At 66.0% G+C, this 23,901-nt stretch carries 17 protein-coding genes and 1 tRNA gene; 7 read left to right on the top strand and 11 right to left on the bottom strand.

What is annotated here, in order from left to right; genetic code table 11:
* Positions 1–274 precede the first annotated feature (274 nt).
* The gene (locus tag VJV41_RS24700; protein WP_325338201.1) at positions 275–505 is read left to right on the top strand and encodes a hypothetical protein; all 231 of its coding nucleotides are present in this window, start codon (positions 275–277) and stop codon (positions 503–505) included.
* A gap of 19 nt (positions 506–524) precedes the next feature.
* Here VJV41_RS24700 and VJV41_RS24695 read toward each other — a convergent pair whose 3' ends face one another.
* On the bottom strand, positions 525–1,640 hold the full coding sequence (locus VJV41_RS24695; protein WP_325338200.1) for a hypothetical protein: 1,116 nt from the start codon (positions 1,638–1,640) through the stop codon (positions 525–527).
* Positions 1,641–2,255: 615 nt separating this feature from the next.
* On the opposite strand from VJV41_RS24695, the gene VJV41_RS24690 reads away from it, so the two are divergent.
* The gene (locus VJV41_RS24690) at positions 2,256–2,975 is read left to right on the top strand and encodes a hypothetical protein (RefSeq protein WP_325338198.1); all 720 of its coding nucleotides are present in this window, start codon (positions 2,256–2,258) and stop codon (positions 2,973–2,975) included.
* Between the two features lie 129 nt (positions 2,976–3,104).
* On the opposite strand, the gene VJV41_RS24685 is transcribed toward VJV41_RS24690, so the two are convergent.
* The 3 genes from VJV41_RS24685 to VJV41_RS24675 all read right to left on the bottom strand — a co-directional run bounded on the left by VJV41_RS24685 (position 3,105) and on the right by VJV41_RS24675 (position 7,456).
* Positions 3,105–3,178 (bottom strand) — tRNA-Met (locus tag VJV41_RS24685).
* Between the two features lie 162 nt (positions 3,179–3,340).
* Entirely contained in the window at positions 3,341–6,355 is a 3,015-nt protein-coding gene (locus VJV41_RS24680) for a UPF0182 family protein (RefSeq protein WP_325338196.1), read from the bottom strand.
* A gap of 78 nt (positions 6,356–6,433) precedes the next feature.
* The gene (locus tag VJV41_RS24675) at positions 6,434–7,456 is read right to left on the bottom strand and encodes a PDZ domain-containing protein (RefSeq protein ID WP_325338194.1); all 1,023 of its coding nucleotides are present in this window, start codon (positions 7,454–7,456) and stop codon (positions 6,434–6,436) included.
* Positions 7,457–7,562: 106 nt separating this feature from the next.
* On the opposite strand from VJV41_RS24675, the gene VJV41_RS24670 reads away from it, so the two are divergent.
* From VJV41_RS24670 to VJV41_RS24660, 3 genes are read left to right on the top strand one after another with little or no spacing between them, the layout of a single operon-like run.
* Positions 7,563–8,936, top strand: coding sequence for a zinc-dependent metalloprotease (locus VJV41_RS24670; protein ID WP_325338192.1), 1,374 nt, complete (start codon positions 7,563–7,565; stop codon positions 8,934–8,936).
* 52 nt (positions 8,937–8,988) lie between these two features.
* Positions 8,989–9,810, top strand: a complete 822-nt coding sequence (locus tag VJV41_RS24665; protein ID WP_325338190.1) for a cyclodehydratase — start codon at positions 8,989–8,991, stop codon at positions 9,808–9,810.
* 48 nt (positions 9,811–9,858) lie between these two features.
* A complete protein-coding gene (locus VJV41_RS24660; RefSeq protein ID WP_325338188.1) occupies positions 9,859–11,199 on the top strand; it encodes an ABC1 kinase family protein in 1,341 nt (446 codons plus the stop codon).
* Between the two features lie 28 nt (positions 11,200–11,227).
* Here VJV41_RS24660 and VJV41_RS24655 read toward each other — a convergent pair whose 3' ends face one another.
* The 3 genes from VJV41_RS24655 to VJV41_RS24645 all read right to left on the bottom strand — a co-directional run bounded on the left by VJV41_RS24655 (position 11,228) and on the right by VJV41_RS24645 (position 14,715).
* On the bottom strand, positions 11,228–11,509 hold the full coding sequence (locus tag VJV41_RS24655) for a WhiB family transcriptional regulator (protein WP_325338186.1): 282 nt from the start codon (positions 11,507–11,509) through the stop codon (positions 11,228–11,230).
* Between the two features lie 148 nt (positions 11,510–11,657).
* A complete protein-coding gene (locus tag VJV41_RS24650; RefSeq protein WP_325338185.1) occupies positions 11,658–11,888 on the bottom strand; it encodes a hypothetical protein in 231 nt (76 codons plus the stop codon).
* 709 nt (positions 11,889–12,597) lie between these two features.
* Positions 12,598–14,715, bottom strand: coding sequence for an ATP-dependent DNA helicase UvrD2 (locus VJV41_RS24645; RefSeq protein WP_325338184.1), 2,118 nt, complete (start codon positions 14,713–14,715; stop codon positions 12,598–12,600).
* An 82-nt stretch (positions 14,716–14,797) separates the two neighbouring features.
* Between VJV41_RS24645 and mrx1 the strand changes: the two genes are divergently transcribed.
* Entirely contained in the window at positions 14,798–15,037 is a 240-nt protein-coding gene (gene mrx1 / locus VJV41_RS24640) for a mycoredoxin Mrx1 (RefSeq protein ID WP_325338182.1), read from the top strand.
* 26 nt (positions 15,038–15,063) lie between these two features.
* Here the strand turns inward: mrx1 and nudC are convergent, their stop codons facing one another.
* Entirely contained in the window at positions 15,064–15,993 is a 930-nt protein-coding gene (gene nudC / locus VJV41_RS24635) for an NAD(+) diphosphatase (protein WP_325338180.1), read from the bottom strand.
* Positions 15,990–17,069 (bottom strand): potassium channel family protein, encoded by a 1,080-nt coding sequence (locus VJV41_RS24630; RefSeq protein WP_325338179.1) that lies wholly within the window; start codon positions 17,067–17,069, stop codon positions 15,990–15,992. The genes nudC and VJV41_RS24630 overlap by 4 nt, the downstream gene beginning before the upstream one ends.
* 66 nt (positions 17,070–17,135) lie before the next feature.
* Between VJV41_RS24630 and VJV41_RS24625 the strand changes: the two genes are divergently transcribed.
* Positions 17,136–17,510, top strand: coding sequence for a DoxX family protein (locus VJV41_RS24625; RefSeq protein WP_325338238.1), 375 nt, complete (start codon positions 17,136–17,138; stop codon positions 17,508–17,510).
* Here VJV41_RS24625 and VJV41_RS24620 read toward each other — a convergent pair.
* The gene (locus VJV41_RS24620; protein ID WP_325338177.1) at positions 17,507–20,743 is read right to left on the bottom strand and encodes an ATP-dependent DNA helicase; all 3,237 of its coding nucleotides are present in this window, start codon (positions 20,741–20,743) and stop codon (positions 17,507–17,509) included. The genes VJV41_RS24625 and VJV41_RS24620 overlap by 4 nt on opposite strands.
* Complete coding sequence (locus VJV41_RS24615) at positions 20,740–23,856, bottom strand: ATP-dependent DNA helicase (RefSeq protein WP_325338175.1); 3,117 nt, start codon at positions 23,854–23,856, stop codon at positions 20,740–20,742. The genes VJV41_RS24620 and VJV41_RS24615 overlap by 4 nt, the downstream gene beginning before the upstream one ends.
* Between the last annotated feature and the right edge of the window lie 45 nt (positions 23,857–23,901).

Here is a 23,901-nt window from a genome sequence, read left to right as displayed (position 1 = left end):
ACGATCGCCGCTCGTCCATTTTCCCAGTTCAGCGGCATGGGCAGCGGCGGATGGCCTTGACACTGCGCGGCGCGAAGCCCATAGTAAAGACACAACAAACTTAACATTCGTCACACTGGCCACACTGTTACGTGTTCGTATCCGATCGCACCCTCATCGGCGAAACGGCGACACAAGTAGTAGTGTCTGACCGCAACGGGCCCTCTAGATGTTGGGGTACTCTCGGTCGTGGCGAAGAGCCGTGCGTAAAGATCGCGGCGAAAGGAGACCCCACATGGGATTTAACACCGAAACTCGCCACGGGTACGCCCAAGTTCTGGAATCACTCCGCGAACACGCGGACGACAGCGAACTCACACCAGAGCAAGAAGCGCGAATTGATACATCAACCGACGCCGCGATTGCGCATCGTGAGGCGCGCGCGCGCATGACGGACGCGGAACGATCGGCCGCCCGCGTGGCGGTGAAGGAAGCCCTCGAAGACGCCTACTCGGACACCATCTAGCGACGTTGGTTTCAACCCTTCATTGCGGGTCAAGCAGAGAACCCAAAATGACTTCCATTACCTCGTGGATGAGCAAGCTTTCAACTCGATCCTGTAAATGGTTGGAAAGCACTCCGTAGGGATCACCGATTTTGTCGGCGATGTCGCGCAGCATCTCGCCTGCGGATTCTCGATGGGCTTTGCTAAGGATACGTCGAACCGTGTCTCCTTTTCCATCATCGCCCGACCGGAGGCTTGCAATCAATCTTTCCGTGTACCAGGCCTCCGCTTGCGCTAATTCGCCTTCACTATAGTTTTTGCCTGACAACTCGCATGCAGTTCGGAAATCACCCATTAGCGCAGCGAGTGAGAGAGGAAACTGCGCGCAGTAGTCTGACAAATGCTTGTCGCGAAAGCCAATAGATACCGCGAGGATGCTTATGGCCAGCTGCGTGCCGTTCATCATCCAGCGCTTACGGATCTTCGTTGCGTCGATATCAACTGCTATCTGAATATTGGCGTGTTGACAGATGTTGTCAAACGACAAGTGCGCGGCTGGATCGACCGTTTCGAGTTCTGCTGCCCATTCGAAGTCGCGCTCGGTATCCACGTACACAATTTCGCCCGACACGCCGTAGCTGGACCCTGGTAAGCACTTCGGTTCGGGGCAGATCCTGTCGACCATAGTGTCGACGTACGCGAATCCGGTACCCCGAAGATCAGCCTTCAGTTGTGAGATTGAGCGACTCACCGAGTTCTCGCAAGGAATGAGGAACAGGACGCCGCGGGTATCGTGACGTCGACGATCTCGTACGGCCGTCTCGACCTCACTGGCGGCCCACGGTTGCCCGCTTCTCAATGAGTGAAAGTACATAACATCGCCATCCGCGCGCAATGCTGACCGGTACTCATTAAGTCCCGCAGGGTCAGAAGTCACGATCATATCGGGCACTTCAATTGTTGTGGCGCGGTCAGGATGCTCGCCAGAAAGATATAGGCGGTGCATGTTGAGAGATTCGGTTATTTGCCGACGCCTGCTGTCATCGCCGAGTCGGCCAACAAGCGTAAAGGGACAATTCCCTAGTCCCAGTTGACGACCGATTAGTCCTAATGCGAGACCGCCAGTGCCATGAACTACAATCGACGGATCCGCCATGCTGGTCTACCTCGCTTTGCATTGCCTGAGTCGCGCGAAACAGACAGCCAATCCCGCTGCGATCAATCTGATCAATGAAATGAGTGACAACCACGCCTTTAGTTTCGAGACCGGACCGCATCCGGGACGAATAAGGTAGCACAAAGGGCGTTGCCTATCATTCTGCATCGCTCAAAGGCGTGACAAGCACTCGCTATGCCCAGCGCGCAGTTCGCAATTCGACACGTATCAAGCGAAGTGACGCACAACGTCACTGTCACCGTCGATCTCAAGTTATTGATGCGATGGTGACCGGAGGCACGGGCTTAAGGCACGCAGTAACTGCAACGGAGCACTTTGAGCGTGTCTATTCAATCGCGCCTCACTCACATGTGGACTCAACCTCAAGTCACATGCTGGCAGCCCCTCCGAATCCTGTCAACTCCAACATAGAATTGACTTCATAGTGAACCCACCCTCTAAGTGATAGTCTTATGAAGTTGACAGAGATGCGATAGGAATCAAGGTGGGTCACGTCATGTGCGGTGCTTTGCAGCCGAGTGACGTATGACAGCGCCTGGCGACAACGGCCCACGTCAGCGCTCTGGACGAACGCGGACTCGTCGCACCCGGTGGATGATTTTCTTTCACTTCGTTCGCTTGGCGCGCGCTGGCACTGAGTTGCCCCTCACCGCGGCCGCCGTGTGCGATGCAGCAGGGGTAAGTCAAGCCGCCTTCTACAAGCAGTTTCCCGGCGGCCTGACCGAATTGGTGGAGCAGATGGCGGCGTTCATGGCGTACCGCGTCGAGCGTCAGGTCCGATCCGATCTCGCGGTACACCAGGAGGAGCAACCTCTGGAGGTCGCCGTTACCACGATTCGACTGGTTGAGGAGACAATGCGCTTCTCAAACATGTTCCGAACCGAGCACATCTCCCAATCCGCACGGACTCAGTTGGCAGCACCACTATTGAGCGCGATTAGTCATGATCGCAGGAGCTCGATGTTCTTGAGTCCCACCCGGGCGAGCACCATCGCTCAGTACCACACCGACGCGCTTCTGGGGATCATAGGGTCAGATAGCCACGTCAGCGTCAAAGAGGTAGCTGAGACGATGGTGTCTCAGGTCGTGCCGGTTGTGATCCTTGATGACTACACCGTGTTGCTCCAGTGCCTCGAACTCCTGGATCTCGTGGAAGGCAGCCGCTTTCGCGCGACAGGTGGTGCCGACCGCGTCCCCAAGCTATGGCTGTCAACTGACGCACGAATTAGGCACGAGCTAGATCGACTACGCGAGGGGAAGACCGAGGTGCACCCAATCGGCGACCCCGCTGGGGGCAGCAGACCCATTCAATAGCAAGGTTGGGCAGCCGAACGTTCCCAATCCGTTCCCCAAAACTCGTTAGCTTTGCGAATGTTCCCAAACGTGTTCCAACCGGCATGAGAACGGCCCCCGGAGAGATCTCCGAGGGCCGTTTTCATTTCGTAGCGGGGACAGGATTCGAACCTGCGACCTCTGGGTTATGAGCCCAGCGAGCTACCGAGCTGCTCCACCCCGCGTCGGGTAAACGCAAGGTTACCGAAGGTACGGCTCCACTTCCAAATCGCCTGTTGCCCGCCGCGAGCGTGCGCAAAATGCCCGCTCGATACGGCGTGTCTGCGTACAGACACGCACGCTCGCGGGGAGGGGTGAGGGGCTCGCGGGAGAGGTGACGGGACCGGTCACTTCGCCGACGTGTACTTCGTCATCGCGTCGTCCAGCCGTTGCAACGCCTGGCCGTACTCCGCGAAGTTGCCGCTCTGCTGCGCCTGCCTTACCGCATCCAGCGCGGAGTTGACCTCTTGCAGCGCTGCGGCTTTGGCCGCCGACAATTGCGTCCCGCCACCGGGTCCCGGTGGCACCGCCGCGATCGGCGTTGGCACCTCAGGCGCTTGACCCTGAACTGGCGGCGCCGCAGGCGGCCCACCATCCGTCGGCGGTGGCGCTGCCGGCTGTTGCCCGCCCGGCAGGTCCGTCGGCGCCGGACCCGTCGCCGTCGCACCCGCACCCTTACCGAACAGCTTGTCCAGCGCGTCACTCACCGTCGGGCCGTACCCGACCCGGTCGTTGTACATCATCGCCACACGGATCAACCGCGGGTACGACGACGCCGCATCACTGGCCCCTGGCGACGCATACACGGGTTCCACATACAACAGGCCACCCTGCGCCACCGGCAGCGTCAGCAGGTTGCCCCACCGGATCCTGTTCTGGTTGTCCCGGCCGATCACGCCGAGGTCCTGCGACACCGCCGTATCCGTGGTGATCGCGTTGTTCGCCAACTTCGGACCGTTCACCTGACCCGGGATCGTCAACACCGTGATCTTGCCGTACGTCGCCGGATCGGAACTCGCGCTGATATAGGCCGCCAGGAAGTCTCGCCGGAACCTGTTCATCGCACTCGTCAACTGGAACGACGACGAACTGTCATTGGCCGCAAGGTCTTTCGCGACGATGTAATACGGCGGCTGATAGCTGCTCGCTGTCGGGTTCGGGTCCAGCGGAACATCCCAGAAATCCGACGTCGAGAAGAACGTCACCGGATCGTTCACGTGATACTTCGCCAGCAGCTGCCGCTGCACCTTGAACAGGTCCTCGGGATAGCGCAGATGCTCCTGCAGCTCCGGCGAGATCTCGCTCTTCGGCTTCACCGTGCCGGGAAACACCTTCATCCACGCCTGCAGCACAGGATCCTGCTCGTCCTGCGCATACAGCGAGACCGTGCCGTCATAGGCGTCGACAGTGGCCTTCACCGAGTTACGGATGTAGGACACCTGCTTGTCGGGCGCGAGCCGGTTGAACGCGACCTCGTTCGAGTCAGCCGTCGCACTCGACAGCGACGTCAACTCCGAATACGGGTAGTTGTCCAGTGTGGTGTAGCCGTCGACAATCCACACCATCCGCTTGTTGACGATCGCCGGGTACACACTGGTGTCGGTCGTCAGCCACGGCGCCACGGCCTGCACGCGCTGCGCCGGGTCACGGTTGAACAAGATCTTGCTGTTCGACCCGATCACGTTGGAGAACAAGAAGTTTCGCTCAGCGAACTTAGCCGCAAACACGGTGCGGGCCAACCAGTTCCCGACCGGCACTCCCCCGGTGCCGGTGTAGGTGTAGTTCTTGGTCTCCGTGTTGGTCTCGTAGTCGTATTCGCGGTCGGCGCCGTTGCGGCCGACGATCGCGTAGTCCGCCGCCGTGTTGGCGATGACCGGCCCGTAGTAGACCCGCGGTTGATCCAGCGGCGCTGGCCCGGGCGAGATCACACTGCCGTTCGCGCCGACCACACTGGCCAGAAACTCCGGGTATCCGCCATTTTGGTTGGGGTCGTTGGCAATACCGCGCACGGTGTTGGCCGGCGAGGCGATGAAGCCGTTGCCGTGGGTGTAGACGGTGTGCCGGTTGATCCAGTCGCGCTGGTTGTCGATCAGCCGGTCCGGATTGAGCTCACGAGCGGCGACGACGAAGTCGCGCAGGTTGCCGTCGGGACCGTTATAGCGGTCGATGGAGAGCTGATCGGGGAAGTAATAGAAGTTCTTACCCTGCTGGAACTGGGTGAACGCCGGGCTGACGATCGTCGGGTCGAGCAACCGGATGTTCGACGTCGTCGCCCGGTCGGCGGCCACCTGCTGCGGGCTGGCTTGGGTGTTTCCGCTGTAATCGCGGTAAGTCACCGTCTGCTCAGTCAACCCGTAGGCCTGCCTGGTCGAGGTGATGCTGCGGCTGATGTATTCGCTTTCCTTTTGCGCCGCATTGGGTTTGACACTGATCTGCTCGACGACCAACGGCCAGCCGGCACCGACGATCAGCGAGCTCAACAGCAGCAGCACCACGCCGATCGCCGGAATCCTCAAGTCGCGCAACACAATCGCCGAGAACACCGCGGCCGCGCAGATCACCGCGATCGCCATCAGGATCAGCTTGGCGGGCAACACGGCGTTGATGTCGGTATAGCCCGCGCCGGTGAACGGCTTGCCGCCGCGGGTGTGGCTGAGCAGCTCGTAGCGGTCCAGCCAGTACGCGAGGGCCTTGAGCAGCACCAAGATCCCGACCAGAGTGATCAGTTGAATGCGTGCCGAGCGGCTCAGGGCCCCTGTGCGGCCCGCCAGCCGGATCCCGCCGAACAGGTAGTGGCCGAGCAGGTTTGCGACGAATGCCAGGAACGTGGCGACGAACAGGTAGCTCAACACCAGCCGGTAGAACGGCAGGTCGAAGGCGTAGAAGCCGAGGTCCTTGCCGAACTGCGGGTCGGCGATGCCGAAGCTGCCGCCGTGCAGGAACAACTGCACGCGCACCCAATAGCTCTGCGCGACGGCGCCAGCCAGAAAGCCGACGACCGCCGGCACGCCGATGCCCACCAGCCGCATGCGGGCCATCACCGCGGTGCGATAACGGGCCACCGGATCGTTGGGACCGTTGGTCGGCACGAACACCGGTCGCGTGCGGTAGGCCAAGGCGAGCGCGGCGAACACGATCGTGCCGATCAGCGCCCACACCACCAGGAACACGATGATCCGGGTCGCCAGCACCGTGGTGAACACATTGCGGTAGCCGAGCTCGCCGAACCACAGCCAATCCACGTAGCCGTCGATGAATCGCGGTCCGGCCAGCAGCAGCACCACGACGGCCAGGGCCACCACGATCAGAATCCGGCTACGTCGCGTCAGCTTCGGCATCCTCGCCGCGGGCCGCATACCCACTCGTTAACTCCAGTCTTGGATGTGGAATGTCGTCGGATGACGTGCCACAACTCTACGCACCGCTTTCACGGCAATTCCTCAGCAACGGGGAGGTTCGCCACCAGCGGAAATCGCATGCAACGCGTCGACCGCCTGGCTGAGGTTGTCCACCTTGACCAGTTCCAGGTCGTCCTCGTGCGCCGATTTCGCCTCGTCACAGTTGTCCGCAGGAACCAGGAAGACCGTCGCGCCTGCCTCCTTGGCGGCGAGCATCTTGTGCGTGATCCCGCCGATCGAGCCGACCTTGCCGTCGCTGTCGATGGTTCCGGTGCCCGCGACGAACTTGCCGTCGTTGAGGTCGCCGGTGGTCAGCTTGTCGACGACAGCGAGGGAGAACATCAGCCCGGCCGACGGCCCGCCGATGTTGGCCAGGTTGAAGTCGATTTTGAACGGCGCCCATGGCGCGTCGAGCACGGCGATGCCGAGGTATCCGCTGTCGCGCTCGGGATTCTTGCCCAGTGTGATTGTCGCGACGCCTGCCGGGGCATTCTTGCGGCGGTAGTCCAGCACCACGTTGTCGCCCGGCTTGGTGTTCTTCATCAGCTCCTGGAACTGGTCGAGGCTGGCGACGGGCTTGCCGTTGACCCCGTCAATGGCGTCGCCGGCCTGCAGCTTGCCCGCCGACGGGCCGGGGTCGTTGACGGTCTCGACGGTGACGGCCGACGGATATTTGAGGAAGCCCAGCGCCGCGTATTCGGCGCTGTCCTCGGAGCGTTTGAAGTCGGTGGTGTTGGCCTTGTCGATCTCGTCCTTCGACTTGTCCGGCGGATAGACCAAGTCATGTGGAACCAGCTGCTCGCGGCCGGACATCCACAAGGTCAGCGCCTGGCCCAGCGTCAGGTCGTCGCGCTGCGACACGGTCGTCATGTTCAGATGCCCCGATGTCGGATGCACGTCAGGACTATCGATATCGACGACCTTCTTGCCGTCGACCTCGCCGAGAGTGTCGAACGTCGGGCCGGGCCCCAGCGACACGTAGGGCACCGTCACGACCGACAGCATCACGCCGAACGCCAGGATCGGCACCAGCGCGATCAGCAGCGTCAAAATCCGCCTGTTCACGGCGACCACAGTAAAGGTTCACGCTATGTGGCCTTAGCTGGCGACCCGCTCGCGAACCGACGGTTCACTCACAGCGTGACCCGCGGTCCCGCATGTCCGGCCGCTGGTGAGTACCGTTGAGGACATGGCTGACCTGCCTTTCGGCTTCAACCCCGGGGACGACCCCGAGCGTGACAAGCGCAAGAAGGACCCTGATTCGGGTTCGGGTTCGGACCCGTTCGGTCTGGGCGGCGGGTCCGAATTCGACATGTCCGATCTCGGGCAGATCTTCACCAAGCTCGGCGAGATGTTCAGTGGCGCCGGCAACGTGATGACCGGCGGTAAGCAGTCCGGCCCCGTCAACTACGACCTGGCCCGGCAGCTCGCATCGAGCCAGATCGGCTTCGTCGCTCCGGTCCCGGAAAAGACGAGCGCCGCTATCGCCGACGCCGTACACCTGGCCGAAACGTGGCTGGACGGCGTGACCGCGCTGCCGGCCGGCACCACCAAGGCCGTGGCGTGGACGCCCACCGACTGGATCGACAACACGCTCGAGACCTGGAAGCGGTTATGCGACCCGGTGGCCGAGCAGATCTCGACGGTGTGGGCCTCGGCGCTGCCCGAGGAAGCCAAGAGCATGGCGGGCCCGCTGCTGGCGATGATGTCGCAGATGGGCGGTATGGCGTTCGGGTCTCAGCTCGGTCAAGCGCTGGGCAAGCTGTCGCGAGAAGTTTTGACCTCCACCGACATTGGGCTACCGCTCGGCCCGAAGGGCGTTGCCGCGCTGATGCCCGAGGCGATCGAATCGCTGTCCGAGGGACTCGAGCAGCCACGCAGCGAGATCCTGACGTTCCTGGCCGCACGCGAGGCCGCGCATCATCGGCTGTTCAGCCATGTTCCGTGGCTGGCCAGCCAGCTGCTCAACGCCGTCGAGGCCTTCGCCAAGGGCATGAAGATCGACATGAGCGGAATCGAGGAAATCGCCCAGGGATTCAATCCCGCGTCCCTGACCGACCCGTCGCAGATGGAGCAGCTGCTCAATCAGGGCATCTTCGAGCCGAAGGCCACGCCCGAGCAGACGGCAGCATTGGAACGGCTCGAGACTCTGCTCGCCTTGATCGAGGGCTGGGTGCAGACCGTGGTCTCGGACGCGCTGGGCGAGCGCATCCCCGCCGCGTCGGCGCTTTCCGAAACACTGCGTCGACGGCGCGCCACCGGTGGGCCCGCTGAGCAGACGTTCGCGACGCTCGTCGGGCTGGAGCTGCGGCCGCGCAAACTGCGGGAGGCGGCGGTGCTGTGGGAGCGGCTCACGCAGGCCGTGGGCGCCGATGCGCGCGACGCTGTCTGGCAACACCCCGACCTGCTGCCCAGCGCCGAGGATCTCGACGAGCCGGCCGGTTTCATCGACCGGATGATCGGCGGCGACACCAGCGGCATCGACGAGGCACTGGCCGACCTGGAAAAGGGCTCCGAAAAGGGCGACGACGACCCCAAGGACTGAGCCCTGTGGATAACTGAGCGGGGACTCCCGCCGTCCGTGGGAGAGTCGGTCCATGAGGCGCTATGCGCTCAATCCGGCCATGCCGGTGCTGTCGCGTCCCGACGGCGCGGTGCAGGTGGGCTGGGATCCGCGGCGCGCGGTGCTGGTGCGCCCGCAAACCGGATTGACGCCCGCGACGCTCGCGGAGCTGCTGCGGACCATGCAGTCGGGCGCGACGCTAGCCGAGCTGAACGCGCGCTTCGGCATCGACGCCGGCGAGCTGGTTGCCTCACTCGTCGACGCCGGGCTGGTGACCTCCACCGGCCGCCGGCGCACGCGATCGGCGTCGATCCGCATTCACGGGCGCGGCCCGCTGTCCGATCTGCTGGCCGGAGCGCTGCGCTGTTCGGGCGCACGAGTGACTCAGAGCAATTTGGCCAAAGCGGCGCCGCCCGACGCAACGGATTTGGTTGTGCTGTCGGATTTTCTGGTGGCCGATCCCCGTGTGGTCCGCGAGCTGCACGCTGCCCGGGTGGCGCACCTGCCGGTTCGGGTGCGTGACGGCGCGGGTCTTGTTGGGCCGCTGGTGATCCCGGGCGTGACGAGTTGTCTGGACTGCGCGGATTTACATCGCAGCGATCGCGACGCGGCATGGCCTGCGGTCGCCGCGCAGCTGCGTCGGACCGTCGGCAGCGCCGACCGCGCCACGGTGCTCGCGACCGCGGCATTGGCGCTCAACCAGGTCGACCGGGTCATCCGCGCCGTGCGCGACGGCCGTGGCGTCAGAGATTCGGCGGAACCGCCGCCAACGCTGGACACCACGCTCGAGTTCGACGTCAATGCCCGTGAAATCGTGGCGCGCCGATGGACACGTCATCCCCGCTGCTGGTGCTGACGCCGAAAACGTTTGTTTCCAAGTCGTTAGGGTTTGCTCAGATCCGTCATGGATGATGGTCTGGTGACTGACATCAAACGGGGTCGGGCCGCCCGCAACGTCAAGCTGGCGAGCTTGCCCGTCGGCATGGCAGGCCGGGCCGCGTTGGGCTTCGGTAAACGGCTGACCGGCAAGTCGAAGGACGAGGTCAACGCCGAGTTGATGGACAAGGCCGCCCAGCAGTTGTTCACCGTGCTCGGTGAGCTCAAGGGCGGCGCGATGAAGGTCGGCCAGGCGCTGTCGGTCATGGAAGCCGCGATTCCCGAACAGTACGGCAAGCCCTACCGCGAGGCGCTGACCAAGCTGCAGCGCGAGGCCCCGCCGCTTGCCGCGGCCAAGGTGCACCGCGTGCTGGACGCGCAGCTGGGCACCAAGTGGCGGGAACGGTTCGGCTCGTTCGACGACACACCGGTAGCGTCGGCCAGCATCGGCCAGGTGCACAAGGCGGTGTGGTCGGACGGCCGCGAGGTCGCGGTCAAGATCCAATACCCCGGCGCCGACGAGGCGCTGCGCGCCGACCTGAAAACCATGCAGCGCATGGTCAGTGTGCTCAAGCAGCTCTCCCCGGGCGCCGACGTGCAGGGTGTGGTCGACGAGCTGATCGAGCGCACCGAGATGGAGCTGGACTACCGGCTGGAAGCTGACAACCAGCGTGCGTTCGCCAAAGCCTATGAGGGCCATCCGCATTTCGTCGTCCCACACATTGTGGCCAGTGCGCCGAAAGTCGTTATCCAGGAATGGATCGAAGGCATCCCGTTGTCCGTGATCATCCGAGAGGGCACGACCGAGCAGCGAGACCTGATGGGCCGACGCCTTTTCGAGCTCACCTACGACGCGCCACGCCGGCTCGAAATGATGCACGGCGACGCCCATCCGGGGAACTTCATGCTGCTGCCCGGCGACAAGATGGGCGTCATCGACTTCGGGGCGGTGGCTCCCCTGCCCGGCGGGATTCCCATCGAAATCGGTCTGGCGACGCGCTACGCGCTCAACGACGACTACGAGAACCTGCTGACGACCATGCAGAAGATCGGGTTCATCCAGAAGGGTGAGCAGGTATCAAAGCGCGAGATGGACGAGATGATGAAGCAGTACGTCGAACCGCTCGAGGTCGAGGTGTTCCACTACACGCGTAAGTGGCTGCAGCGGATCACCGCCATGAACATGAAGCCCGACCGTGCCGCCGGCCAGATCAGGGCGGCTCGGCAGATGGATATTCCGGCCAAGCTGGCTATTCCGCTGCGGGTGATCGCCTCAAACGTCGCGATCGCCTGCCAGCTCGATGCGCATATCCCGACCAAAGCCCTTGCGACAGAACTGATCCCTGGCTTCGCCGACGAAGCGGCCTAGCGGTCCCGAACGCGGGAAAACCCGGCAGCTACGCGGCTGCCGGGCTTTCCTCGGTGTTCTTGCGCGGGCGTCCACGCGGACGCTTCCGCGCGATGATCGTTCCGCGCTCGATGATCTCGCCGCCCCAAACGCCCCACGGCTCCTGGCGTTCCAGGGCCGCGGCAAGGCACTCGCGCCGGATCGGGCAATCCATGCACAACGCCTTGGCGCGCTCGAGGTCGACAGGGTTTTCGGCGAACCACAGATCGGGTTCACCGACATGACACGGCACCGACAGCATCGTTCTCTCACGGCATGTCTGGACTGACATGTCTGTCCTCTGCTTCCTGGTCGTTGATTTCGTTGTCGGCCATCTGTCTTGGATGGATCTGCGACCAGGTTTTCGGTGTCCGAAAAAAACTAAGGCCACGGATCCTTGACTGCGGGTCCGTGGCCTTTCGGCTAGATCGAGGTTCTACCTAGGTGGTGCCCCAATCCACGGACTTGCCAGTCGCGGCGGCGGTGCGGCGCTTGCGCTGCGTCGGAATGTCAGCGGCGGCCCAGCCGGCGTGCGCCATGAACGCGGGATGCGCCGCCGCGGCGGCAGCCTCGGCGACGTGGAGGGTCCGCGACATGCCGGCAACGCCTACGCCGGTGAACGCGTTGATGTTCGCCATGATCTCGGACCCCTCCTTTCGTTGACTAGTCACGCAACTACGCGATCTTGAGGCTAGAGCCTAACAGCTAGGTCAGACAAGCGATTTTCTGACCAGCGGCTTTGGCGCGATCTTTACGAGGTTTGGCAGCTTGGGTCGCTGCTGTCCGGCGGACAGGCCGGCGCGACGGTCACCGCTGGCATGTCGCCGGGAATCTGCGGCTTGATCGGGAGCGACGGAGCCTGTGTCACGACTGGAGCCGTTTCGATTCCGGACGGGACCTGCCGTGAGCCCACTGAATTCCCGGACGGCGCCACACAACCCCCGTCGCCTTTCCACACACCGCCGGAGTCTTCACAACACCATTTGAGCCGAGAGTCAATGTCTTCGAGACTGCCCCCCTGGCCCGGGTTGTATTTCTTCAAGCAGTCGTCATATTTCTCGATATCCCAGGTTCCGCCGCCGTTGTTCGGCTCAGCTACCGCGACCGGCGCCGTCGCCGCACCTCCGAACGCAACAGCAGTAGCCGCAAGTGCGGTACCCGTGCTCAACAGTGCACGTCGAACGTGAATGGTCCTTGCCATGGCACTTCCCCCTGATATTCGCGACGCGGCCACCTTCAATGCCTTCCCCGCAGGCAACCGATCCCCGCACTCCTCCTCAGTGACAGGAAAATTGTGCGCTGGAATCCAGGACCAGGTGAGCGTTTTCGCAGAATTCTTCCAGGTCAGACACTATTTTTGGACGCAAAGAAATCCGAAAGTTACGTTGCTCGGCCTTTGACCATCGCCAGCACGTCGGGCCCGTACTGCTCGAGCTTGCGCGCGCCGATGCCCGGGATCGCGACCAGCGCCGCGTCGTCGGTCGGCAGCGTCTCGGCGATCGCGATCAAGGTGTTGTCCGTGAACACCACGTACGCCGGCACGCTCATCTCCTTGGAGGTCCGCAGCCGCCAATCTTTGAGTTGGGCGAGCAGTTCCTCGTCGATGTTGGACGGGCACGTCTCGCAACGACGCAGCATGATCGCGGGCGGTGTGGTCAGGGTGTTGTTGCAGACGCGGCAGCGTGGGGTGGCGCCGCGCTGACGGCGCGGTCGGTTCGGGGTGCTGTCGCTCGACGACCGCGCCACGATGCCGTTGAGGAACCGCGACGGTCGTCGGCCCTGCCGCCCGCCGGGTGTCCGCGCCAGCGCCCAACTGAGCGCTAAATGTGTTCTGGCCCTTGTGATTCCGACGTAGAGCAGGCGACGTTCCTCTTCGACCGGCTCACTGTCGGGTCCGTGCGTCAGCGCATGTGAGATGGGCAGCGTGCCGTCGGCCAGCCCGACGAGGAACACCGCATCCCACTCCAGACCCTTCGCCGCGTGTAGCGACGCCAGGTTGACGCCTTGTACGACCGGTGGATGCCGCGAATCGGCGCGCTGGCGCAGCTCGGTGATCAACGCGCGCAGATCCAGTGACGGGCGAAGCGCGACTTCCTCGTCGACGAGCTCGGCCAGCGCCGTCAGCGCCTCCCAGCGTTCGCGCGCCCGCGTACCGGGCGGCGGCTCGGCGGTCAGCCCGAGCGGCTCGAGCACCGCGCGCACGACCTCTGGCAGTGCTCCTTCGACGTCGCGTTCGGCCGCGCGTTGCAGCGCCAGCAGCGCCTGCCGGATCTCTTGACGGCTGAAGAACCCTTCGCCGCCGCGTACCTGGAACGGGACGCCGGCCTCGGTCAGCGCTTCCTCGTAGACCTCGGACTGGGCGTTGATGCGGTACAGCACCGCGATCTCCGAGGCTACGGTGCCGGACTCGATGAGGTTCTTGATGCTCTTGGCCACCGCGGCGGCCTCGGCGACCTCGTCGGGATGCTCGGCGAACGACGGCGTCGGGCCCGGGTCACGCTGGCCGACCAGGTGCAGCTTGCTGCCGGCCATCCGGCCGCGGGCGGCGGCGATGACGCGGTTGGCCAGCGACACCACCTGAGGCGTGGACCGGTAGTCACGTTCCAGCCGCACGACCGCCGCGTCGGGGAACCGCCGCGAGAAGTCGAGCAGATAGCGCGGGGTGGCGCCGGTGAACGAGTAGATGGTCTGGTTGGCGTCGCCGACGACGGTGAGGTCGTCGCGCCCGCCCAGCCAGGCGTCGAGCACCCGCTGCTGCAGCGGCGTGACGTCTTGGTATTCATCGACGACGAAACAGCGATACCGATCGCGGAACTCCTGCGCCACCGCGGCGTCGTTCTCGATCGCCGCGGCGGTGTGCAGCAGCAGGTCGTCGAAATCCAACAGCGCCATGCCGTCGTTGCGCGCCTTGAGCGTCTCGTACCCGGCGTAGACCGTCGCGATCTTCGTCGCATCGAACGGGATGTCACGGCCGGCCTGCGCGACGGCTGCGGCGTATTGCTCAGGGCTGATCAAAGACGCCTTGGCCCATTCGATTTCGCCGGCGAGGTCGCGGACGTCGTCGGTGCTCGTCGACATGCCCGCGCGGTTCGCGGCCTGGGCGACAACCGAGAATTTCGTGTCGAGCAGCTGCCATCCGGTGTCGCCGACGACCCGCGGCCAGAAGTACGCCAACTGGCGGCGCGCGGCGGCGTGAAACGTCATCGCCTGTACTGATTCTGCGGAGACACCGGCCAAGTCGTTGCTGAGCGCACGCAGCCGGCTGCGCATCTCCCCCGCCGCGCGCTGCGTGAACGTCACCGCGAGGACCTGGCCCGGCGCGACGTGACCGGCCGCAACGAGGTTCGCGATGCGTCGGGTGATCGTGCGCGTCTTTCCCGTACCGGCGCCGGCCAGCACACACACCGGACCGCGGGCGGCGAGCACGGCCTCGCGCTGCTCGTCGTCGAGGTCAGCCGTGATGAGTTCACGCGCGCTGGAGGGCGCCTCGACCGACATGCGCTACATCATGTCAGCGCCGGCCGACAAAACCGGGGCGTGCGGTGGGCATGTTGGTGTGATCCGATACGTTGGACGGCTTATGAGCGCTCTGACCATGTACAGCACCTCGTGGTGTGGCTACTGCTTTCGCCTGAAGAAGGTGCTGAAGGCAGAAGGCATCGAGTTCGCCGAGGTCGATATCGAGGCCGATCCCGCCGCCGCGCAATTCGTGGCGTCGGTCAACGGCGGCAATCAGACGGTGCCGACGCTGAAGTTCGCCGACGGGTCGACGCTGACCAATCCGAGCGCCAAAGAGGTCAAGGCGAAGCTCGCCAGCTAGTCTCCGGAGCCGCTACGGCGGCGACATCAGTCCAGCGCGGCCCAGGACTCGATGATTTCCCGGGCGATGGATATCGATCCCGGCAGCAGTAGCCGTGATGGTGAATCACTGCTCCAGTCGCCGTGGTCGAGCGCTTCGCGAACCTCACCGCGGGTGAACCAGGCCGCCTCGGCGATTTCGCCGTCGTTGAACGAGAACTCCTGCTCCGGGTCACCGATGGCGTGGAAGCCGACCATCAGCGACCTCGGAAACGGCCACGGCTGGCTGCCCAGATAAGTCACGTCGGTCACCGTCAGCCCGATTTCTTCGGCGATCTCGCGGACCACACAGGATTCGAACGACTCGCCGGCCTCGACGAACCCGGCCAGCAGTGAGAACAGCCGCTCGGGCCAAACGGTCTGACGGGCCAGCACCGCGCGGTCATGGCCGTCGTGGATCAGGCAGATCACCGCCGGGTCGATACGGGGAAACTCTTCGTGGCCGTTGACCGGATTGACCCGCGCCCACCCGCCCTTGACCGATTTCGTCGGCGAGCCGTCCACGGCGCTAAACCGTGCGCTGTCATGCCAATTCAGCAGCGCGCTGGCCGTCGCGACGAGCTGGGCGCTGACGTCGTCGAAGATGTGCCCGGCGCGGCGCAGATCAAGCACCTCTGTTTCGGCGTGGGTGTCCTCGGGGCCTTCCAGTGCCGCCCGGATCGCCCACACGTGGCGGCCATCGGCCACGCGGCCCAGGAAGACGGCGTTCTCCGGCGGTTTGTCGCCGAGCGTGGCGGCCTTGCCGAGGACGACCTGGCCGCCGGAGATCAGGACCTGGTTGCGCCGGTCGATCCGCAGCAGCAGCGCGTCCGGCCAACCGGCGACGGCAGCGTCGACGTCGGTGCGCAGCGCGTCGGCACGGTCGGCACCGACACGGGACAGCAGCGGGACGTTGCGAAGCTGAAAGCCGAGCGTCATCGCTCGGCGTCCGCACTGCGGATGTACAGCAGCCGGTCCCCCTCCTCGAGGGCATCGACGGCGGGCTCGTCCACCCGCAGCAGGTGACCCTCGCGCACCACGCCGAGCACGATGTCGGTCAGGTGCCGCGGCGAGCCGCCGGTTTCCTTCGGAGTGACTTCGCGCTCGGCGATCGCGAAGCCGGCGTCGGGTGTGAGCAGGTCTTCCATCATCTCCACAACGCTCGGGGTCTGGGTGGCTATGCCCAGCAGGCGGCCCGCGGTTTCTGACGAAACGACCGTCGAGTCCGCGCCGGATTGGCGCAGCAGGTGCTGGTTTTCGGCTTCGCGCGCCGCGGCGATGATCTTGGCCTTGGGCGCGAGCTCCCGTGCGGTCAGGGTGACGAGCACGGCACTGGCGTCGTCGTCAGTGGCGACGATGATCGACTTCGCGTGCTGTGCGCTGGCCAGCCGCAGCACTTCCGACTTGGTGGCGTCGCCGTGCACGGTGACCAGCCCGGCGCTTTTCGCCCGCTCCAGCGACGTGGCGTTCTCGTCGACGACGACGATGTCGGCCGGTGCCACCTCGTCCCCGACCATCGCGGCGACGGCGGACCTGCCCTTGGTGCCGTATCCGATGACGACGGTGTGGTTGCGCACTCTGTTCCTCCATCGCTGGATCTTCAATGCCTGGCGCGACTGCGTCGTCAGCGTTTCGACCGTGGTGCCGATCAGCACGATCAGGAATGCGATCCGCAGCGGAGTGATCACGAGCACGTTGATCAACCGCGCTTCAGGGGTGAACGGGGTGATATCGCCGTATCCGGTCGTCGACAGGGACACCGTCGCGTAGTACAGGCAGTCCAGGAACGACAGCTGGTTGTCCTGCACGTCGCGGTAGCCGTCGCGGTCCAGGTACACGATGAGCACCGCAGCGAACAGCGCCAGTGTCGCGTAGATCACGCGACGGAAGATGCGCTGACCTGGGCTGACGAACGGTTCGGGGATGCGAAGGATGTCGACGAGCGCAGCGTCGGGCCGTGAGGTGAGATTCTCCTCGACCGCGTCGAGCCGTCGACGCAACCTACCTTCGGCCACGAGAACCGGTCACCGATCCGACTGGGCGCACGCCACAATCAAATCATGACCTCACCCCCACCCGAACTGCAGCAGATCGCCAGCCCCACAATCGCCTACCGCCTCGCGGCACTGCTGCTCGGCTCGGGCGTCGCCCACTTTGTGATACCCAAGCCGTACGACACGATCGTCCCGGTCGAACTGCCCGGCAGCCAGCGGTTCTACACCTACGCCTCGGGCGTGGCGGAGCTCGCGAGCGGTGCCCTGTTGCTATCTGCGCGCACCAGGCGGCTCGGCGCGCTATCGGCGGTTGCGGTGTTCATCGGAGTATTTCCGGCCAACATCAATCTGGTCCGGCTGTGGCGCGACAAGCCGCTGTTCATGCGGCTGGGCGCAATCGCCCGGCTGCCGCTGCAGATCCCGATGATCACCTCCGCGCTGAAGGTCTACCGCAACTCCTAGGCGGCGTCGATCAACGCCGTGAGTTCGTCGGCGCCGGGCAACGAGTCGGGTGCGACCGTCTGCCCGCTGCGCACGTAGTGGAATGCGGCGTGTACCGATTCGACGGGACAGCCCTGCAGCGCCGCCCACGCGAGCCGGTATACCGCCAGCTGAATAGCGGCGTGCTGCTTGGCTTCCGGGGTGTCCGGCGGTTCGCCGGTCTTCCAGTCCACCACCGTGGTGCCGCCATCATCGTCGGCGAAGATGGCATCGATGCGGCCGCGCACGACGCGGCCGCCGATCACCATGTCGAACGGGACTTCCACGTCGACGGGTGTGCGGGCCGCCCACGGCGAGAGCGCGAACGCGGCCTGCAGTTCGGCGAGTTCTTCGGCGCCGCCCGTATCGTGGTCGACCGCGCCGGGCAGGTCGTCGAGGTCGAACAGCCGCTCGGCGTGGAAGAACCGCTGCACCCAGTCGTGAAACGCCGTGCCCAACAAGGCATGTGGATCCGGTCGAGTTGGCAGGCGCCGGCGCAGTCGCCGGGCGACGGCCTCGGGGTCGCGGCCCAGCTCCACCAGGGTGCTGACCGAGACCTGCGCGGGCAGCGGCGGTACGGGTTTGTCGGCGCTGCGGTCGCGTTCGGCCAGAAGGGCGTCGACATCGGCGGCCCACCCGTCGACGTCGACGGTGCCGCTGGCCAGCTCGCCCGACAGCGCCCGTCCGACCAATGCCGCACCACGTTCGACGTCGAGGCGCTGAGACCCCGCGGGATCGGCTGGCCAGACCGCTTCGATCGTCTTGTTGCGCAACGGGTTCGGCTCGCCCTCGGCCGGAGGCGGAGCCCACAGGTCGACGACCCCGCACGGGTCGCCTGCGGCGCCGGACTCGTCGATGATGGTCTTGAGCTCGCAGAGGAAGTCCGACGGTCCGCGAGGCTTGGATTCGGCGGCGCCCCAGTGATGACCGGACAGCAGCAGCGTGTTTTCGGCGCGGGTGATCGCCACGTAGAGCAGCCGGCGTTCTTCGTCGATGCGGCGCCGGTCCAGGCTGCGCTTGTGATCATTGATTTTGTCCGACAATCGCTTTCGGTCGTTGACGTCGGACGTGTCGAGCACCGGAACGCCGCGCTCCGATTCGGTGGCGCGGTCACCGCGCAATAGCGGCGGCAGATCGCCTGCATCCGTGAGCCATGTCCGCGTCGACGCCGTCGACGGGAACACTCGGCCACTCAGGTGCGGCACAGCCACCACCTGCCACTCCAGTCCTTTGGCCGCGTGCACCGTGAGGATCTGCACGCGGTCGGTGGCGACGACAACCTCGGCGGGGGCCAAGCCGTTCTCCACCTGCTCGGCGGCGTCGAGGAACGCCAGCAGACCACGCACCGTCGCGCCCGGGCGGGACGCGACGTCGGCGACTACATCGCTGAACGCGTCGAGATGCTCGGTTCCCGCCCAGCCGGCCGACACTGGCTGGGTCGCACGGACTTCGGTGTCGACGCCGAGAACCCGGCGCACCTCGGCGACGAGGTCCGGCAGCGGGTGGTCGAGATGGCCGCGCAGCGCGGTCAGCTCGCGGCCGAGCGCGACGATGCGCTCGTATCCCGTTGCCGAGTACGCCGCGGCGGGCCCCGGATCGCAGATCGCGTCGGCCAGACATGCCGCATCGGCATCGGGGGCGGCCGACGCGACGATCCTCTCCGTGGAAGAGCCGGCCGCCGTCACCTTCTCGACGAGTTCGACGGCGCGGCGCCACAGGGCGGAGATGTCGCGGCCACCCAAGCGCCACCGTGGGCCGGTGAGCACACGCATCGCGGCGGCACCGGCCGTGGGGTCGGCCACCAGCCGCAACGTCGCGACCACGTCGGCGACCTCGGGCACCGCGAGCAGACCCGCCAGGCCCACCACCTCGACCGGTACGCCCCGTGCGGTGAGGGCTTCGGCCATGGGTGCGGCGTCGGCGTTGCGGCGCATCAGCACCGCGGCCGTCGGCGCCGCCACCCCGGCTTCGCGCGAGTCGTGGTACAGCCGCGCCAAATGGTCTGCCACCCAATCGCGTTCGGTCGCGACATCGGGCAGCAGTGCGCATCTGATGGTGCCCGGCTCGGCGTCGGGCCGAGGCCGCAGTGCCCGCACCGCAACGGATCGACGCCTCGCCTCCGCGGAGACCGCGTTGGCGACGTACAGCGCGCGCGGTGGATTGCGCCAGCTCGTGCGTAACTCGAGCGTCGGCGCCGGGGTGCCGTCCGAGCGAGGAAAGTCGGTGGTGAACCGGGGCAGGTTGGTCGCGGATGCGCCACGCCAGCCATAGATCGACTGGATCGGGTCACCAACGGCGGTCAGGGCCAGATCGTCGTCGACTCCGCCGCCGAACAGCGACGACAGGGCGACGCGCTGCGCGTGGCCGGTGTCCTGATACTCGTCGAGCAGCACCACCCGGTACCGCTGCCGCAGCTGCTCGCCGACTTGCGGGAACGAAGCCGCCAGCCGCGCCGCCGAGGCCATCTGCATGCCGAAGTCCATCACCTTCTCGGCCCGCATGCGTGCATGCAGCGCGTCGATGAGCGGCACGAGTTGCGTGCGTTCGGTCTGCGTCGCGAGCATCCGCAGCAGCCACTGGCTCGGACCGCGGTCGCGCTGATACGGGCCGGCCGGCAGCGTGTGCACCAGCCGTTCCAGTTCGACATGGGTGTCGCGCAGCTGCTCGGTGTCGACGAGGTGTTCGGCCAGCTGGCCGGCCAGGCGCAGCACCATGGCCGTAACGGCCGCAGGTGTCTTGTCGGTATCCAAGTGGTCCGGATGTTCGCAGACGACGCGAAACGCCAACTGCCACAACTCCGTTTCGGACAGCAGCCGGGTGTCGGGCTCGACCGGAAGCAGCAGGCCATGCTCGCGCAACAGATTCCCGGCGAAGGCGTGATACGTGCTGACGGTCGCCGGATCGTCGGCGGCGTCGCGGCCCTGGGGAACCAGGCCGGTGCCGGCGAGGCGGGCCAGCCTGGTGCGGACCCGCCGCAGTAGTTGCCCGGCCGCCTTGCGGGTGAACGTCAGCCCGAGCACCTCGCCGGGCCGCGCGTAGCCGTTGGCGACCAGCCAGACCACACGTGCCGCCATCGTTTCCGTTTTGCCCGCACCCGCGCCTGCGATGACGACGAGAGGCCCCGGCGGGGCGGCGATCACCGCAGCCTGCTCGTCGGTGGGCGCGAAAAGTCCCAACGCCGACGCTAGTTCGGTGGGGCTGTAGCGCGGGGTCATGATCGCCCACCGCTGACAGTCTGGGCAGGGCACATCGCCCGCACGGGGCAGTGCGTGCAGCCGTCGTTGACGCGCGCGAGGAATTGCGGGCCCTGCGTCGCGGCCGCGGCCTGCTGCACGACCTGCTGCCACTGCGCGCGAGCGTCGGGTGTCAGCGCGTCTTGCTCACGTTCGGTGGCGCCCGCCGAACCGGTCTTGCCGAGGTAGACCAGGCGGCCGCCGCCGGGCGTTTCGCCCTGCGGCACAAGACCTTCGGCGATGGCAAGCTGGTACATCGCCAGCTGGGCGTGCCGTTGCGCGTCGTCCTTTGTCACCGGCGTCTTGCCAGTCTTGAGATCGACTACCACCAACCGTCCTGCGCCGTCACGTTCGAGGCGGTCGAGGCGTCCACGAACGCGAACCTTCGGCGAGTCGCCCTCTCCGATCACGCCGTCGACGTCGATCTCGGTGCCGACCTCGGTGAGATGGTGTCGTGTCTGTGCGCGCCACTGCGCGAACGTCGACAGCATCGCGCGGTGCCGTTCCAGCTCGTTCTCCGAATACCAGCGCGAATCGAAAGGCAGCTCGCTCCACACCTTTTCGAGTTCGTTCAGCATCTGGCTCTCCGTCTTGCCGGCCTCCGACACCAGCGCGTGCAGCAGTGAGCCGATGACGGACCGTACGTCACGTCCGTCACTCCCGCCGTGACGTTCGAGCAACCAGCGAAGCGGGCAGTCAGCCAATGTCTGCAGCGTCGACGGCGACAGTGTGACGACGTGGCCGTCGCCGCCCCACAGCGGCTCGTCGCTGGACAGCGGCATCAACCCGTACCAGCGGGCAGGGTCTGCGCCGGGCACGCCCGCCTCGGCCAGTCGCGCCAATTGTGCTGCGGCGCAAGCGCGGGTCGCATCGTCGACGGCGTCCGGCGCGGCACAGACCACCGCACGCAACCGGCCGACGACGGCCGGTTGCGCAAGGAGGCGCGGCGCCTGAATCGGTGCCGGCGGTTCGGGGTCGCGATCTGTAGCCAACGCGGACAGCTCGTAGCAGAACGGCGACGGCAGCATCGAATCGTCACCGTTGTCGCTGTCGACCGCGGTCACCAGCAGCCGGCTGCGGGCCCGTCCCATCGCAGTGATCAGCAGCCGGCGTTCCTCGGCCAACAGCGGGGCCCTGGTTGACACTCCAGCGGTGGCAACGCCGTCCATCACGTCGACGAGCTGCTGAGTGCCCAGCACTCCGCCACGCGGAACGGTGTTGGGCCACAACCCTTCCTGCAGACCCGCGATGATGACGAACTCCCACTGCTTGTCCAGCGCCGCGTGAGCACTGACCACCGCGACCGCGTCAGCCTGTGGACCGCGGTCGCGGGGTGCGGCCGGTGGCCCGAGTGCGGCGATGTGGTCGATCAGCCCAGGCAGCGATGCGCCCGCAGTGCGCGATACGTACTGCTCGGTCACATCGAAGAGCGCGGTCACGGCATCCAGATCACGGTCGGCCTGCGCGCCTGCCGGCCCGCCGCGTTCGCTGGCCGCCAGCCAGCGCCGCTGCAGACCGGAACGATGCCACGCCTGCCACAGCGTGTAGCGGGGGTCCTGACCGCTGGCCGCGCTGTGGCGCGCAGCCGTCAGCACCGCACCCACCCGGCGCAGCGGACCTGCCAGGTTGACGGACAATCCGTTGCGGCCCCGCTCGAGCGCCTCGACCAACAGGTCGCCGAAGTCCAGTGGCGGCTGGGCGCCGTCGGCGCGGCGCAGCGCGCGTCGCAGCTGCCGCAGTGTCACCGGATCGACCCGACCGATGGGACCGGTCACCAGTGACAGGGCGTGGTCACCGTCGAGACCGTGTGCGGTGGCGTCGAGCACGGTCAGCAGTGCGCGCACCGCGGGCTGATCGGCCAGCGGCGCGTCGGGTTGCGGCGAGTCGATGGGAACGCCTGTCGCGGCCAGCGTGCGCGCGAGCGCCGAACCGAGCCGTGGCACCGAGCGCACGATGACCGCCATCTGCGACCACGGCACTCCGTCGACGAGGTGTGCGCGGCGCAGCGCATCGGCGATCAACGCCGATTCCGCGTGTGGCGACGCGGCTATCCGCACAGCCAGCGAGCCCGGCCCCACATCGGCGCCGGTCAGCTCACGGGCCGGATCGGCACCGGGCAGCCTGCGCGCGATGCCGGTGATGGCGTCGGCGATCGCAGGTGCGCAGCGGTGCGACTGCGCCAAAGTGAGTGCCGGCTCGTCGCCACGCAGCAGCGAGGGATCCGCCCCGCGATAGCCGAACACGGCTTGGTTCGCGTCTCCTGCGATCACGGCGAGCTCCGCACCCGCTGACAGCACCCGCACCAGCCGCGCCGCTTGGGGATCGAGGTGCTGCGCGTCGTCGACCAGCAGCAGCTTTATGCGCGCGCGTTCGGCGGCCAGCAGGTCGGGGTCGGTCGCGAACGCCTCGAGCGCGGCCCCGACGAGTTCGGCAGCGCCCAGAGCCGGGACGGTTGCCTGCGGCGCGGCCATTCCGACAGCCGAACGCAGCAGCATGATCTGCTCGTAGGCTTGCGCGAACCGGCCGGCGGCGACCCACTCCGGGCGACCCATTGTTCGCCCGATGCGTTGCAGCGCAAGAGGATCCACGCCGCGTTCGGTGCAGCGGGCCAGCAGGTTGCGCAGCTCGGTTGCGAACCCCACGGTGCTCAGAGCCGGACGCAGCTGCGCCGGCCAACCCACCGGAGACGCGTCGCCGTCCTCCACGTCGCCGGCGAGCAGTTCGCGGATGATGCCGTCCTGCTCCGCGCTCGTGATCAGCCGCGGCGGCGGGTCGCCGTTGCGCTGCGCCGCGAGCCGCAGCACCGCGAACGCGTACGAGTGCACGGTGCGGACCAACGGTTCCCTTACCACCGCGCGGTTGCCAGAGCCGAGCAGGACAGACGTGATCGCGGCGCGCGCCTCACTACCGAGCCGCGCCGAACCCGTCAGCAGCAGAATCGATTCCGGATCAGCGCCCGCGGCGATATGCGCGGCGGCGATCTGCACGAGCAGGGCGCTCTTGCCGGTGCCCGCGCCGCCGAGGACCCGCAGGACGCCTCGCATGCCCAGGTCGGTGAGCGTGGCCGGGTTGAGATCGGTGTGCGGTGCGGACATGTGGGCATGACACCACGAGGGTCCGACAAGTCACGTTATGCCAGG

This window comes from Mycobacterium sp., assembly GCF_035274705.1.
GTDB lineage: Bacteria > Actinomycetota > Actinomycetes > Mycobacteriales > Mycobacteriaceae > Mycobacterium.
The sequence above is the reverse complement of the archived record's forward strand: the minus strand, read 5'-3'. Positions and strand labels throughout refer to the sequence as shown.